Raw genomic sequence first — 15,521 nt, 5'->3', positions numbered from 1 at the left:
TGAATCACGGGCTCATTTCAAAAAACAGCTAGCAATTAAGCCGTAACAGAGACGACAAGCCAAATATTGTAAGCAGCGTAACCTGTAAGCAACAATGCAGCTTCAAATCGGTTGATGCGCCCTTGACGACCAAACCCGTAAGCCATAAAGAACAGCGCTACCGTCATCGCCATCATCACCAACCAGTCACGAGACAGAACAGCCTCTGGCACATTCGCAATTGGCGAAATCATGCCTGCAATACCCACTACAGCTAGGATATTGAACATGTTTGAGCCGACTACGTTACCAATCGCAATGTCATGCTCACCCTTGCGCGCTGCTGCGATAGAAGCCGCCAGCTCTGGCAAAGACGTACCTAATGCAACAATCGTCAAACCAATCACCAAGTCACTAATACCAAGAGACTGAGCGATGGTTACTGCACCCCAAACAAGAATACGTGAACTCACCACCAACAAAACAAGGCCTAGTACAAGCCAGAAAATTGCTTTGCCTAATGACATGGTTTTCTCTTCAAGTTCTTGCTGCGTGTCGGTCTCTAGCGGGTCACCTTTACCCTTGATTCCCGAATAGATACTCCAACTGATAAGGCTGAAAAAGCCCACCAACAGGATCGCCGCCTCTCCGCGCCCTAGTACACCATTCCAAAGCAGTGCACCAAGCAGTAAGCTGATAGCGAATAGTAGCGGCAACTCTTTTTTCACAATGACAGATTGCACCATGATTGGCGCAATGATTGCGGTGACACCTAAAATAAGTCCGGTGTTAACAATGTTCGAACCAAGCGCATTCCCTAAAGCTAGCTCAGGGTTGCCCTCAGCTGCAGCCATTGCAGAGACCACCATTTCCGGTGCTGAGGTACCGAAACCAACAATCACCATACCGATAAGCAAAGGAGGCATGCCTGCGTGACTCGCGGTGGCTGCCGCACCATCAACAAATCGATCTGCACTCCAAACCAATAAGATAAAACCAACTAGAATCGCCAGAGCGGCAAGTGTCATATCCGTGTCCTCAATAGGGAAAGATGAGTAATTTTGACAAGCAAGTCACTGTCTCCAGTGACAATTTTAGGACGGGAATAGTGAACTTACATGAATTGCTTTGTCAAATAATGATTTTAATCGCCACGATAAAAAACGAGCCTAAAATGACTCGTCTTTATGACATGCTTCAAAATGCCCAACGCTGGGCATTGTTCTTGTTAATCGTTGGTTTTGTTTAAAGCCACTTTCTGTAAGTTTGCATCAATCTCTTGATTGCCTAACATACGCTCCCAGAGTACTGAGATTTGATCCAAGCTACGCTCGCTAGGATACCTGGTTGGCGCTTCTAACAGCTCCAAGCCTGCATCAGATGTTTCCTTAGCAAAAACGAATTCAAACGCTAAGCTGTCTGCCATACCTAATCTTAAATCCGACACAATAAGCTTGTCTTGGTCTTGGCGATAACCCAAGAATCCATGAGAGAAGGCTTCTAAACCTTCAAGAGTCTGCGGCTTTTCTTCAAGCGGCCACTTACCACGAGAGCGCTGGATGAAGTCAATTTGGCTGTCAGAATCGAGTAACGATGCCAAACCTTCGAAGTACTGATCACCTTCGACCACCACCACGCGCCATAGCAACGTATTAAATGGAGAGGGGGTAATCAATACCTGCTCATCACTGATGTTTTGCGCAGCCAAGTTCTTCTCTACTCTATCGGCAATCACTTGCTGCGCAGCATAGCCCCAAACTAGATATAAACTCGATACGACAACAACCGCTTTGCACCACAGCCCTCCTCGGTGACGAGAAAACAGTGCAACGCCTATACCGAGCAGAAGTGGCAAGGTATAAAGAGGATCGATGATAAAAATATTCCCAACTTCGAAGTAACCGGGAATTGGCCACAACAACTGAGTGCCATAGGTCGTCATCGCATCGATAGCAACGTGAGTCACCAGAACACTCAGAACTAAAAGAAAGACACGATTAAAGGACCAAAATGCATCAGGTCTAAACCTGCAATATAGCCAACTAACGATGAGAGAAAATACAGGAATGAGCAGCAACGAGTGAGTAAACCCGCGGTGCTTAATGGTGTTACTTACCGCATCACCATAGTCGAGTACAACGTCTAAGTCCGGCAAAGTACCAAGTGCAGCGCCAGTGAGAAGCACCTTTGCATTACATTGTTTGCCAGCTATTGCGCCAGCAACGGTTGCCCCGAGGGCTGCCTGAGTTACGGAATCCATTTGGTCTAATTACACTCTCTCGGTATATTAAGTATCTGTTTAATCTTACGTTGAGTATATAAAAAAGGGACATCCTGATATAGGCAGAACCATGTACTTTGTCGCCATACTAATTATTGTTTGCGGCAAAACTCTGTGTAGTGAGCAATCGACAGCGGTTTACTGAATAGGAAACCCTGCCCCCAACGACAACCGTGTTTTACTAAGATATTCATTTGTTCGGACGTTTGGATACCTTCTGCGATGACTTCAAAGCCCAATTCGCTCGCCATCTGGAGTGTGGAACTGACGATGGTTCTGTCACCTTGTCTAAGTTGAGCAATGAAAATTTTATCGATTTTCAAACTATCAACTGGCAGCTGCTTTAAATAGACAAGTGAAGAGTAACCAGTACCATAATCATCAATAGCTATTTTTACCCCTAACTTTTTAAGCTCCGTTATATATGTCGTGGCTTGTGCCATATTCTGCACAAGTACACTTTCTGTTATCTCTAGCTCGAGTATATTGGGGTTCACCTCATACAGTTCCAATGCGGCTTTCACGTCACTCAACAAACGACCTGACATAAGTTGTACAACCGAAACATTTACCGACACTTTTTGATGGACGATCCCCGTATTCTTCCAAGACTTTATCTGTTTGCAAACTTCTCGGAGCACCCAGGCCCCAATAGGGAGGATCTCTTTTGAAAGCTCCGCTATTGGAATGAATGCCTCCGGCGGAATTACGCCATACTTAGGATGATTCCAACGCAATAGCCCTTCGCAACCGACATGTTCACCAGAGCGCAAGTCAATAATTGGCTGAAAATAGAGTTCGAGCTGGTTGCCCATCAACGCTTGGGGCAGCTCTGACTCGATAAACAATTTTTCCCTTGCCTGTTTTCTTAAGGTATTGGTATAGCAGACATAGCCGGATGATGATTCCTTCGCCTTATACATCGCAGCGTCTGCTGCTCGCATCAAATCATCTACATTATTTCCATCTTTGGGAAAAGTGGCTATGCCAATGCTGGTTGAAATAGCAATGGATTCGTCCTCAATCAACATCGGCTTACGCAACCCCTCAATAAGCTTTCTGGACAGCGTTACTGCTTGTTCCGCATTGGTAAGGTTCTCGATCATAATCGTAAACTCATCACCACCAAAACGAGCTAAAACGTCACTACTTCGCAAGTTATTAGTTAGCCTGGTCGCGACTTCAACAAGCAATTTGTCACCAAAATCATGCCCTAAACTGTCATTAACATGTTTGAACCTATCGAGATCCAAAAAGAGGATAGCTACCATCGAGCCGTTTCGAGTCGCTACGTTCAATGCATGATTCGTCTGCTTTATAAACATCCTACGATTAGGCAAACCTGTTAGAGCATCATTGAAAGCAAAATGTTTGAGTGTATCTCTTGATGCCTCTAATTCTTGGGTTCGCGTCTTCACCTGAGTCAATAAGTTTGTATGAGAGTTGAAAAGAGTAATTATGAGTAAAACGCTTAACGCCCCAAAAGCGGATTCATAAATGAGAAACTTAACGGAGCTTTCAGCTTTTAGTGCTGAAATAACATCCTGAGACACTGATAGAACAACAGTCCACTCCCTCTCAGCGATCTGTTGAACAAAAGAGAATTCTATCGACTCATCAAATGAACTGACTCCTATAGGTGCATATTGATAAATCACTTCATCATTAGCACTAGAGTCGAGAATCTTCACACTCATATAAGAAACGTCACTGTTCTTGAGACTCTCAGTAACAATATCTCCTACAACAAAAACTCCGACGACAAAGCCTGATAAATTAAAAGATCGAGTAAGAGTAGAAGTACCAAGCGATGGTCCTTGATTGATGGGGGTAAAAATGAGAAACCCAGGCTCCTTCGCGTCAAGTTGCACAAGCTGTATCGTCTCAGTAGCGACTGGACGACTAATATTCTGCGCCCTAATCATCGCTTCTCGTCGTTTTCCATTCGAAAAAACATTAAAGCCAAATGCACGTTCGTTTGGAGCAAAAGGTTCTATCCACTTAACGACAACTAAAGGATCACCCAGCTTCAACGGTGTACCTCTTACCTTAAAGCTTGAATCACTCTGCTTATCCGTGCTCTTTTCAAACTCTTCTAATTCATGTTGCTCTATAACTGGGTTCCATGAGAAACCACGTACACCGGGAGTTTGCTCTATGAGTGGCAACGTTAGTCGATTAAATTCATCCTGTGTAACATCACTGTTCCCAGAGAGTTTCACAGCTAGTAATGACAATGAGTTAAGATAGTTCTCAACCTGGTGATTAAGGTTTTTCTCAATCAATTGTGAACGAATATGGATTTCGTTGAGACTCTTCAACTCTAAAGATTTGTTACCATATTTTTGACTAACAACTAATACGGCTAAAACTAAAACCAGTGAGAAGATCAGTGCTCGATAATGAGTTAACTTGTTTGTCAGCCTGCCAGTAGGTTTCAGGACAGCTAAAACAAGAGGTGTAATCACAATAACGCCTAGAAAGTCACCCAACCACCAAATGAGCATATTGCTCCAATCGTAATCCCTCAGCCCCTCAGTTGGCGACAGGTCAACGAAAAAAGAGCCCAAAACGCTAGAGATGAGACAACATATAAGGGCAAATACAACAAACAGAGTAACTTTGCGTATGCTTGCCGAAGAGATAATATTTACCGAAAAGTAAGCTAGACAGCGATAGTTGACCCAGGCTTGAACTGCCGAGCCTAACCCAATCCCAAACGACGTCAAAATTGCCATTGCGCCAATGTCAGTGCCATTGACTGCTTGCACCCCAACATTGAAGATGATCGAACCTGCGACGATAGCCGGCACAAAACGAACTTGCCACAAAATACAGCCTGCAAGAGCAATACCGGCTGGTGGCCATAGTGAAACAATTTGGCTTTGAGGGCTCAATGATGAAAAAAGAAATGCCGAAACAATGTAAATTACAAACACGCTAACATAGCGAACACCAAAAACCGAATCCTGGTGCCTCTGCTTGTCAATTGACTCTGACTGTATCAACTCATCTCTGTTATACAATGCTCTTTTCCACATTAACTGACAATATAGTCAAAATTGGGAAGTGTATGAGCGATTGTAGTAAAGAAGAACTGCATTGGTATTATTTGTTCGACAACACAATACTTTGTAGCCTCAAATCACTTCTGTCGTGTATAGATAGTCTTTCCATCTTTGATGGTTTCTAATACCTGAACCTGATTGATTTCATTGGGGGCGACCTCTAAAGGATTTAAATCTAAGACCACAAAGTCCGCCCGTTTTCCCACTTCAATCGAGCCTTTGCTTCGCTCCTCAAAGTTTTGGTAAGCCGCATTGATAGTGATCGCTTCTAACGCTTGATACGGCGTGATTCGATGATGCTGGCCAAGAATCATCCCGCTGCGAGTCGTGCGATTCACTGCACTCCACATATTTGTCATCATGTCAGGAAACAAAATTGGGGCATCCATATGAATGGTAAACATAAGATCGTTTGAGTTCGCCCACCCCATCGGTGAAATATTTGAGGCTCGCCACGGGCCGAGCACCGACTTGTAATGCCAATCTCCCCAGAAATACGTATGGGCTGGGAAAAATGAAGGGATCATACTATTGTCTTTCATGCGCTTAACTTGGTCGAGCCTTGCGGTTTGAGCATGAATCACTACTGTTCGGCGATCTTCTTTTCCATATTTGGCATTCGCTCTATCAACCGCATTCAAAAGCAGATCAGCCGACGCGTCGCCGTTGCTGTGACTTAGAATTTGTGCTCCCACTTGATAAGCGGTGTCTACCCAGTGGTTCATCTCTTGCTGGTCAAGCACTGGATAGCCATGATAGTCGTAAGCATGACTGTGCGGTACCTCGTAATATGGGGTCGATAGGTATGCGGTCTTTCCTTGTGGGGAACCATCACCAACTAACTTAACGCCCGCAAGTGTCAAGCCATTGATGGTCGACTTCATCGGCATCATTTCAATAGCGTCACTGAGATCGACCCACTTAGCATAAGCAAGTAAGTCGATTTTGAATAACTCGTGCTCTGCCATGGTTTTCATCGCTCGCAGTGCTGGAATGGTGGCGAGCCCCTCCTGTGCTGTGGTGATGCCATAGCTCGCAAATAAGTCTTGAACAAGGGTGAACTTACGAATCGCATTCTCTTGAGTCATTTCTGGGAGATTACCCAAAATAGGATAGATAGCAGATTCTTCGAGGACGCCCGTTAATGTGCCATCTTCATCACGGCGCAACACACCGCCTTTAGGGTTTTCAGACTCCTGAGTGAAACCGATGAATTCTAAGCCTTTCGAGTTGCACGTCGCGAGATGCCCCGATATATGCACCGCACAAAAACGGTAACCTTGAGTAAATTCATCTAACTCCGATTTTGTTGGGTGTCGATTTTCTTCAAGTTCGGTGTCGTCATAACCAAACGCGACATGCAGAATAGCCTCATCTCTTTTATCGGCTTGGAAGTAACCTGTGATCCGACGTTCCATATCAGTAAAAGAATTCACATCCCCCATTGGTGATGGATACAAGAATTCACTTTCAATCAATGGCAGGTACTGAGCAAAGTGACCATGTGAATCAATAAAACCAGGCGTTAGTGTTTTACCTTCGAGATCTCTAATGATGGTTTCAAGGCCTGCATTTTGAACAAGCTCATTTTCGTCACCTACCGCGACAATCTTTCCGTCTTTCACGGCGATGGCTTCTGCCCTCTCATTCTCCCCCGTCATCATCACAATATCACCATTAGTAAAAATCACATCAGGCGCAGCATATGCCATTGAAGAACTGATTAAGGTTGCGATTAGAGTCATGCGGATTGTTTTCATAGAGCCTCTAGGATAGTACGATTTATTGAACTGCGTACCATTTTCCCACGTAAAAGCAAAACTAATAAACCATTTATGTTAGGGTTAGGCGTTCATTATTTTGGAGGCTAACCGCATGCATACGTTTGAGCAAATTAGCGCGTTTGTTGCAGTATTCGAACAGGGCTCATACAACAAAGCGGCTCTTCAGTTATCAAAATCTCGAACCACCGTTCGTGAGCATGTTAAAGCGTACGAGGATATGCTGGGTTACCCGCTTTTTCAGATAGTGGGTAAGCAAGCGAAGCCAACAGAAAAAGCCACGCAACTGTATCGACGAGCTAAGATTGTAGAAAAGCAAAACCGCTCACTTTATGCTCAAAGCACCACTCTATTTGATACTGAAACTCACACAGTGACCATATGCTATGACGTAATCACGCCTATCGAGTTAATGATGCAACTGGAGCAAGAAATAGCGAAGAATTACCCTGAGGTCAGTATTCATTGGTTACACAGAACTCGAAAAGAAGCGATGAATTTACTGCTCACAGACAAAGCAGATATCGCTTTGATGCCATATTTGGGTCAACTCTTCGCTGAACGGGAAGTCACTTGGAAAGCAATTGGCAATATTGAAATAGGTTGTTTCACTCGACCAACTTCACCTTTGGCCAACCATGATGATTTGAAAATTGAAGACTTACTGCTTGATACTCAATATCTCACTGAGAATTTTACTGATCTTAATACCATGCTATCTGCGACTAAGGTCACGCCGAAAGTACATGTGGTAAGCAACAATGACCTACTGTGTGAGTTGCTCAAACATCAGGGCTGGGCTGTCATGCCGAAACACTATATGAAACCATACATTGAGCGAGGCGAATTAGTTGCGTTATCACTAAAGGAGCTCAATAAACAGATGGCATTCGGGCTAAACGCTTTTTATTGCTTTGGCAAAGAAGACGTTCCTATCTTCTCAAAACTCTTAGATTGGCTATCTGAGTATCATTCTCGGTAACTCTTTATGGTTTCGAGTAGTATTGCGTGTACATTGAATCTGTTAGATTGAATGACACGACAATATTTATGTACCCAAACATGGCGGTGTCCTGTAGGCTGTGAACTAAGTACTCACTGTGTTTTGCGCCTTTAGCCACCTCAGCCCCTCACGTTTAGCCAAGCCTTCTATGCCTTGAGCATCGATAAATTGAATCACAGCCGCCGCGTGAGTCTTCGAATACTCCCTTAAACTCCACCCAATCGCTTTTTGAATAAAGAACTCTTTGTCTGCTTGGTTCTCACCAATGATGGCAAACAGCAAAGTTTGATCCGTGTTCTGTTTAAACTTCAACTGATAGAGGATCGCGGTACGTCTTAACCAAATGTTGTCACTTTCGCGCCACTGGTTGATCACAGCGGTCGTTTCGTCTGGATACCGCTGAAACAAGCTTGCGACAATATGAGTCGCCAACATATCCACCGTATCCCACCACGATTTCGTTGTGATCCAACGTTCAGCATGATGGAGGTAAAACTCTGGTAACATCTTCTTTGTTTTAATTAGGAGATCGACAGCGACGAGTTGATACTCTCTTTGGGGTAAAGACCAAAGCTCGTCGACGATATCAGCAACATCATCCAGATTGGGTAAATGTTGTTTTGAAAACAGCACTTTTAATGCGTCGCGTCTCGGCCCAGATTGAATCCCATAGAACTCATACTGGTCCCGCATGTATGCCCTCATGAAAGTGGCATTGTCATTGTTTCTTAGTGGCTCTAGTGCCCGTTTAACTCCAATACTCCAATCGTGCATCGCAATCCCACCTTCATTACTTACCGCTGTGCTCCTCATTAAAACAGCGAACGTAATAGTCGCCAAGTGTTTGTTGCCCATAAGAAGGAGCGATGGCATCTTGCGCCATCATAGTCAGGAAAAATTCAGCAGCTCCTCCCCATTTTTCAGGTAGTCGTTTCGCAATGATAAGCCCAATCTTTCTAACAAAGTCTGGCAGAACAATTATTTTCGACTCTTTGCTCTGAGCGTTAAACGCAAGCTCAATCATCTCACGTGTAGACAGTACCTCAGGTCCCCCCACGGCTAACTCCAATTCCGAGCGATCAATCGCCTCAATACAAAATCGAGCCAGATCAGCGCCATGAATCGGATTCACACGCACACCATCCTGCCCAAAAAGATACCCTTTTCCTTTGGCTGTCATGTTGTAGATCTCTTTTAAATCGGAAAAGAAACCATTTGGGCGAATAACACAAGGCTCTACAAAATTTGAGTCTAGCAGTCTACGTGCAAACCGTTCTTTTGCGGCAAGTAGCCTAACATGTGGATGGCGTTCAGCACCAAAGGCAGAAATGTAGATGAACTTTTTCACCCCTGATTTTTCTGCCGCTTCAAGCACATTGAGGTTAGCTTGATAGTCAACATCCATATAGGTGACAGCATCACGTTGCCGAGTAATTCCTAGACACGAAATCACGACATCTACGTCGTTAAAATGACCATCCAGTTGCTTAGAGTCCGTTACCTGAGCTTCCACTATCTGCGATGCATCTAGCCCCATCATTTCTAACTTAGTGCGATTTCGAGCTAACGCCCTGAAACGAGCTCCTCGCAATAACAGTTCTTTTAGGATGTGCTGACCAAGGTAACCGGTCGCGCCCACAACTAATATATTTGGATTGAGTGGCATATCTATACCTCCTCGTTTGTAGTCTGTTCAGACTCAGGACGATACGGCTCTTCTCGCAAGATATGGCTCACCAGCAATTTGAGATAAAACAGTGGCAAAAACCACTCAAGCCCTACTGGAGCCTCAAACCAATACAATGACAACAATAACGCGCCTGCATACATCATGAGTGCTATAGGTCGCTGCAAATAGAGCGGCGTCATCAGTATCACCCAACTCGCCATCATCATATAGCCACCCGTTACTGCTACCCACAGCCAGTCTCCTTCTAAAAACATGCTAGCAACCAGTGATAACTGCACAAAATGAACAGCAACAAACGAGAAATGCTGCCTTACTCCCTGTCCTTCACGATGAAACCATCGCTTGGCACTAGAAGTGGCATTGGTAATAATGCCTCCCACGATGTCTATCGTGAGCAAAAATAATAGTATTACTTGCCCTACGCTCTGCGACGAACTTACTTCCCTACTAAAGATAACAGCTGCGACTCCAGCTAAAGCTGGAATATAAAGCTGAATTCGCTTCTCAGCTTTAGTTGCACCTGGACCGATCAACTTATCAATACCGCCCCAAAAACCGCCTCTTACTTTTGGGTAGTTCCAATTGATGTTCATAGTAAAACCCTTTTATAGACCACTTGGTCTTTTAAAAATATAACGTCAACCCGATCGAGTAAAGTTCTTTTTTGACCAGTTGGTCTAAATAATGAAAGTTGTGGTACTATTATTGAATTGGTTCAGAGAGTTAGAGTTACAAATGCCGAAAATCGTTGATCATGATAAGAGACGTCAAGAGATAGCCCTCAAAGCGACGACCGTGTTTTTAGAGCATGGATACAAAAATGTAGGGATGCGCCAGCTATGTGACTTATTGGGAATGAGCAAGAGTGCTGTTTACCATTATTACAAGAGCAAGGACGAACTCTTCAAGGCTGCAACCGAAGCCATGGTCAATTATGATTCGGATGCGTTACTCGATTTTCCCAAAGCAAAAGACGCTTCTCGGCCGCAACGAATAGACAATTTCATCGCCATATTGAGGCAACTTGCTCCAAGGTTCTTTCAAGAAATGCAGCTTGTCGCTGATTATATCAACGTCATAGGACATGAAAGTGTGTCGAGTGACCCCAGTATGAATGTGGCGAATCAGAAATACTTGGCGCTATTGAGCGACTATGTGTGTTCTGCAAGCTCAAACGAGCTCTATACCTTAATGCTCGGGCTCTTAAACCACCAGCTGATGATAGGCTCTGAGCTCAAAGATGCCTATATATCTGACTTAGTTGACAAGCATATTAACTAAAGTCTTCTCAACTAAAAGGGAGGCGAAAGCCTCCCTTAATCAATCACTCACTAGCGAATACATGCTGCAATCTAGCGATAGCTTCTATCACCCTAGAGCGTGGTGTCGCTAAATTAAACCGAAGGAACATTTCGCCCCCCAAGCCAAACGTTGAGCCATGGTTAGCGGCGATTTTTGCTTCACTTTGCACCTTCTCAATGACCTCTTTAGGTGACAAGCCTGTTTCTGAAAAGTCGACCCAAGACAAGTAGGTCGCTTCCAGTGGCATCGATTTCAGCCCTTTGATTGAGTTGATACCTTCATCAAATATCCGACGGTTCTCATCTAGATATTCAACCAAAGCCTCTAGCCAGGCTTCACCTTGTTCATATGCCGCAGTTGCCATTAACATTCCCATCCGGTTTGGCCCTATGCCCGCTGCATTGAGAACATACTTAAACTTATCTCTAAGTTCAGGGTTGGGGATGATAGCGGCGCCGGTTAACGCAGAAGCGATATTGAAGGTTTTGGTTGTCGCGGCCAGAATCACCATGTTTTGCTCATGTTCGGGTGCAGCAAGTGTCGCGACGGTATGCTTGTTAGGAGGGAAAACCAGATCGTGGTGAATCTCATCGACGACAAGCACCAGATTATGACGCGCACAAAAATTGGCTAGGTCTTGGATTTCTTCTTTTGTCCATACGCGCCCACCAGGGTTGTGCGGTGAACACATAACCACAAGCTTTTCTTTACCATTTAGGCTCGTCTCAAGCGCATCAAGATCCATTTCATAGCGACCCTGGTTTTGAACCAAAGGACTTTCTACGACAACGCGTTGATTTGCTTTAATGACTTTTGAAAACGCGTGGTATACGGGTGTAAACAGAATAACGCCATCACCAGGCTCGGTGTAAGCTTGAACACAGAGTGCCGTGCCTTGAACGAGACCTGCACAAGTGATAACCCAGTCAGGGGATACTTGCCAGTCGTGCCTCTTACTCATCCAGTTCACAACGGACGCTTTGTAGCGCGAATCATCACCGTAGTAGCCATTTACACCATTTTCAGCCGCTTCGATAAGCGCTTGGTTTACGGCCTGTGGCGCTTTAAAGTCCATATCCGCGACCCACATCGGAAGGCCATCATCGGTAGAGACGCCAAAGCTCGCTTCCATCTCATCCCATTTTGCTGAATGGGTTCCTCTACGCTCTACAATCTCATCAAAGTCAAACATGCCCTATCCCTAACTCACCACGCTATTTTGATAGCGTATTTTTGAAACAATAGAGCCAGTTTAAACGGTTGATTTCAATAGAGCTAGTGGCTAGACATGGTTAATTGTAAGTGCCCAGTATGGGGGTCTGTCGATTCATCAACAACCGTAAAACCGCAGCGATGATAAAAACCAATCGCTCGGCAATTGTCTTTGTAGACAGAGAAAGAAAGCGAGTTTCGTTTCTTACGTGCATCCATAATCAAACGCATGCCAATCCCCACGCCTTGCGCTTGCGGCTCAACAAACAGCGCCGCTAGCTGATCATCTGTTAACGCATAAAAACCAATAACCCGCCCAGCATGCTCGTAAACATAAACCTCTGAGTTCGGAAGGTAGACGTTTCGCATATCATCGAGTTTGTCGTGCCAAAACCTTGGCTCAACAAAGTCGTGAGACTCGACAGACGCAGTCAGCCAAACTTTTAAAACGCTATCGATATCTGCTTCGTTGTATTCTCTGATCATGAGGGTGTTCCATTTCCTAGCTTGCTCAAAGTATTGTGCTCAGTACCGAGGTACGACTTCAATAGTAGCTGGAAATTGTGCTCATAAAGGGAAATCAGTCGATATTTTCTAAAGTTTTAAGTTTGGCCTCAACTTTACTGCAAATGTATTCGCCAATAGGAATGGCCGAAGTAGCTGCAGGGGATGGTGCATTGCAGACATGCAGGCTGCGAGCAGTCTCAGCAAACAAAAAATCATGCACCAAACTGCCATCAGACAAGACTGCTTGGGCTCTAATACCAGCGGGGTAAGGAAGGAGTTCGTTCGCCTTGATGGCTGGGCAGTACTTTTGAACCAACTGAAGATAACCCGGACGCCAAACAGAGTTCTTTAACTCTCTCAAACCGGACTTCCAATGAGTGCGTGACACTCGCCAAAAGCCCAAGAATTTGAGCATATCAACCGTGTCTTTAAGGCTAAAGTTGATGCGCCCATAGCCTTCTCGTTTAAACCCTTGCACTGCATTAGGTCCCACGGTCACCGAGCCATCGATCATTCGGGTTAAGTGCACACCCAAAAATGGCAATTCTGGATCGGGGATGGGATAAATGAGATGACTGATGATGTCATGATGCTTGGCTGGTAACTGATAATACTCCCCGCGGTAGGGAATGATTTGAAAGTCGACATCGATACCAATCATCGACGCCAATCTATCCGCCATCAACCCGCCGCACACGACCAATTGACGAGCTTGCAGAGAGGTTGACGCTCCATTGGTCATGCAATTGATTTCGACACAATCTTGTTGTTCATTTAGCGCAGTGACTTCAGTCGACAGCAACACTTCACCACCAAGCGACTGAAATTGCTCTGCCATGGTTTGTGTGACCAATTGATAATCAACAATGCTGGTTGCTTCTACCTTTATCGCCCCCAATCCAGTGATGTTGGGCTCGATTTCTTCGAGCTTTGCTTGGCTCAACAGCGCAACATCAATACCGTTTTCGATACAGCGTTGATAGAGAGCATCCATTCGCTTTTTCTCTATTGCGTTTGTCGCTACTAAAAGCTTTCCGCAGTTCTCCACAGCAATGTTGTGCTCAGCGCAAAAACGTTTCGTTGCCTCCGCGCCACGCTTGCAAAAATCCGCTTTGAGGCTTCCGGGTTGATAGTAGACACCCGCGTGAATCACACCGCTATTATGGCCAGTTTGATGCTTGGCAAAACTCGATTCTTTCTCGACCAACACTATCGATGCTTGAGGGTGTTTTTGTTTTAACTGCCAAGCCGTTGACACTCCGACAATACCACCACCAATCACTATAAAATCATGGACTTTTGCCATCACTTTTCCTTGTGAGCTACTCGAATGTTCTCACCATACCTTGTACGTATCTACTGAGGAAGTACTGGCGTCACTGCTTTCAAATAAAGTGCCATCGACCCCTCATAAATTCGGCGCTGTTCTTGCGCGGTAACATCAGAAAACTGCATCGAAAAAGCAAATCCATGCAGATAGTCAGCGAGCAAACTCACCGCATTCGTTTTGTCATCATCATTTAGATTCAAAGGCTCGACCACCTCGTTAAAGCGCGCAATGAATACCTCAGCAGGTCCACTACTTTGCATTTTGAATAGTGTTTCAAGCAAGCCGGAATACTCGCTAAGGAGCGCAAGGTAACTCCAGCCAAGTTCCATTACCTCCTGCTGCCAAGCTGTTTCATTATTGGGCTCGTAAATCCCTTCCACCAAAGAAACAGCAACGGCTTCGAGTAAGCTATCCTTATTTTTGAAATAGTGATAGATCGCCATAGCGTCAATATTGAGCTCGGTCGCTAACCCTCTGATACTGGGTATTTTCCCGTTAGTCTGCATCATCTTTTTCGCAGCTTCGATGATACGAGATTGGCTGAGTCCATCCACCCCTTTCTCTGGGCGTCCACGTTTTTTTGAGTTGACAGTCATCGGTGATCCTAGCTAGACTTCAATTAATTTCTACACTGTAGAATTTTAGCAGAGAACAAGACTGCAGAGAACAAAAACATTGCTTCATGCACTGTTCCACTATCTAAATGACAACAATTTCAGGAGCCACACATGGCCAACATCGTATACATCGCCACCAGTCTTGATGGTTATATCGCCGACAAAAACAACGGCGTTGATTGGCTACATGATATTCCAAACCCAGAAGGTTCCGACTTCGGCTTCGCTGAATTTATGGACAAAGTTGACGCTCTGGTTATGGGGCGCAATACACTAGAGATCGTATTGAGCTTTGATTGTGACTGGCCATACTCAAAACCTGTGTTTGTATTGAGCAATACGATGACAGAAATACCGGAGGGTCTTGAAGGAAAAGTTTTCTTGGTCAAAGGCAAGCTTAAAACCATCATTGCCGAGCTCGCGGCTCAAGGTTACAACGACCTGTATATCGATGGCGGTAAAACAATTCAGAGCTTCCTCAAAGAAGATCTTATCGATGAACTGATTATTAGCACGATTCCGGTTTTACTCGGAGGAGGGATTCCTCTCTTTGGTGAGTTAGATAAACCGCTGAAGTTTAAGCACGAGTCAGCCGAAAGATATGCGGATTGCATTGTGAAGAATAGGTTTGTGAGGGTTTAATACCTAGAGTAAACGTTCACTGTTTCCCCATTCAGGCTAACGGCTTGAGTGGGAGAAATTTCGTTCTCAACATACATATCAATTGCTTGGTATTCTGCCCTGCAGCAAA

Annotated in this window: 14 protein-coding genes; 3 read left to right on the top strand and 11 right to left on the bottom strand. The window is 44.8% G+C overall.

Going from position 1 to position 15,521, the window contains the following annotated elements:
* Nucleotides 1-35: 35 nt before the first annotated feature.
* The 4 genes from ACVA6Q_RS02875 to ACVA6Q_RS02860 form a co-directional block, all read right to left on the bottom strand.
* Nucleotides 36-1,007, bottom strand: coding sequence for a calcium/sodium antiporter (locus ACVA6Q_RS02875; RefSeq protein WP_353499667.1), 972 nt, complete (start codon nucleotides 1,005-1,007; stop codon nucleotides 36-38).
* A gap of 200 nt (nucleotides 1,008-1,207) precedes the next feature.
* Nucleotides 1,208-2,239, bottom strand: a complete 1,032-nt coding sequence (locus ACVA6Q_RS02870; RefSeq protein WP_446646449.1) for a metal-dependent hydrolase — start codon at nucleotides 2,237-2,239, stop codon at nucleotides 1,208-1,210.
* A gap of 113 nt (nucleotides 2,240-2,352) precedes the next feature.
* Nucleotides 2,353-5,286, bottom strand: coding sequence for an EAL domain-containing protein (locus ACVA6Q_RS02865; RefSeq protein ID WP_446646448.1), 2,934 nt, complete (start codon nucleotides 5,284-5,286; stop codon nucleotides 2,353-2,355).
* Between the two features lie 119 nt (nucleotides 5,287-5,405).
* Entirely contained in the window at nucleotides 5,406-7,088 is a 1,683-nt protein-coding gene (locus ACVA6Q_RS02860) for an amidohydrolase (RefSeq protein WP_446646447.1), read from the bottom strand.
* Nucleotides 7,089-7,203: 115 nt separating this feature from the next.
* Between ACVA6Q_RS02860 and ACVA6Q_RS02855 the strand changes: the two genes are divergently transcribed.
* Nucleotides 7,204-8,091, top strand: coding sequence for a LysR family transcriptional regulator (locus ACVA6Q_RS02855; protein WP_353499670.1), 888 nt, complete (start codon nucleotides 7,204-7,206; stop codon nucleotides 8,089-8,091).
* Nucleotides 8,092-8,196: 105 nt separating this feature from the next.
* Here ACVA6Q_RS02855 and ACVA6Q_RS02850 read toward each other — a convergent pair whose 3' ends face one another.
* The 3 genes from ACVA6Q_RS02850 to ACVA6Q_RS02840 are packed head-to-tail and all read right to left on the bottom strand — an operon-like array spanning nucleotide 8,197 to nucleotide 10,395.
* Nucleotides 8,197-8,886, bottom strand: a complete 690-nt coding sequence (locus tag ACVA6Q_RS02850) for a DNA alkylation repair protein (RefSeq protein ID WP_446646446.1) — start codon at nucleotides 8,884-8,886, stop codon at nucleotides 8,197-8,199.
* Nucleotides 8,887-8,902: 16 nt separating this feature from the next.
* Nucleotides 8,903-9,778: an SDR family oxidoreductase gene (locus ACVA6Q_RS02845; RefSeq protein ID WP_446646445.1), complete on the bottom strand. Its 876-nt coding sequence runs from the start codon at nucleotides 9,776-9,778 to the stop codon at nucleotides 8,903-8,905.
* 2 nt (nucleotides 9,779-9,780) lie between these two features.
* Nucleotides 9,781-10,395, bottom strand: a complete 615-nt coding sequence (locus ACVA6Q_RS02840) for a hypothetical protein (RefSeq protein ID WP_446646444.1) — start codon at nucleotides 10,393-10,395, stop codon at nucleotides 9,781-9,783.
* Nucleotides 10,396-10,537: 142 nt separating this feature from the next.
* Here ACVA6Q_RS02840 and ACVA6Q_RS02835 point away from each other — a divergent pair, with 142 nt between their 5' ends.
* A complete protein-coding gene (locus ACVA6Q_RS02835; RefSeq protein ID WP_353499674.1) occupies nucleotides 10,538-11,083 on the top strand; it encodes a TetR/AcrR family transcriptional regulator in 546 nt (181 codons plus the stop codon).
* 43 nt (nucleotides 11,084-11,126) lie between these two features.
* On the opposite strand, the gene ACVA6Q_RS02830 is transcribed toward ACVA6Q_RS02835, so the two are convergent.
* The 4 genes from ACVA6Q_RS02830 to ACVA6Q_RS02815 all read right to left on the bottom strand — a co-directional run bounded on the left by ACVA6Q_RS02830 (nucleotide 11,127) and on the right by ACVA6Q_RS02815 (nucleotide 14,749).
* Nucleotides 11,127-12,296, bottom strand: a complete 1,170-nt coding sequence (locus ACVA6Q_RS02830) for a MalY/PatB family protein (protein ID WP_446646443.1) — start codon at nucleotides 12,294-12,296, stop codon at nucleotides 11,127-11,129.
* Nucleotides 12,297-12,379: 83 nt separating this feature from the next.
* Nucleotides 12,380-12,802, bottom strand: a complete 423-nt coding sequence (locus ACVA6Q_RS02825; RefSeq protein WP_446646442.1) for an N-acetyltransferase — start codon at nucleotides 12,800-12,802, stop codon at nucleotides 12,380-12,382.
* A 94-nt stretch (nucleotides 12,803-12,896) separates the two neighbouring features.
* Nucleotides 12,897-14,129 carry an L-2-hydroxyglutarate oxidase gene (gene lhgO, locus ACVA6Q_RS02820; protein ID WP_446646441.1) on the bottom strand — a complete coding sequence of 411 codons (1,233 nt, stop codon included), beginning with the start codon at nucleotides 14,127-14,129 and terminating at the stop codon, nucleotides 12,897-12,899.
* Between the two features lie 50 nt (nucleotides 14,130-14,179).
* Nucleotides 14,180-14,749, bottom strand: coding sequence for a TetR/AcrR family transcriptional regulator (locus ACVA6Q_RS02815; RefSeq protein ID WP_353499678.1), 570 nt, complete (start codon nucleotides 14,747-14,749; stop codon nucleotides 14,180-14,182).
* Nucleotides 14,750-14,881: 132 nt separating this feature from the next.
* Here ACVA6Q_RS02815 and ACVA6Q_RS02810 point away from each other — a divergent pair, with 132 nt between their 5' ends.
* The gene (locus tag ACVA6Q_RS02810; RefSeq protein ID WP_446646440.1) at nucleotides 14,882-15,412 is read left to right on the top strand and encodes a dihydrofolate reductase family protein; all 531 of its coding nucleotides are present in this window, start codon (nucleotides 14,882-14,884) and stop codon (nucleotides 15,410-15,412) included.
* Nucleotides 15,413-15,521 lie beyond the last annotated feature (109 nt).

The sequence above is a fragment of the Vibrio sp. DNB22_10_4 genome (genome assembly GCF_052879755.1).
This window is presented reverse-complemented; position numbering and strand designations above follow the sequence as displayed.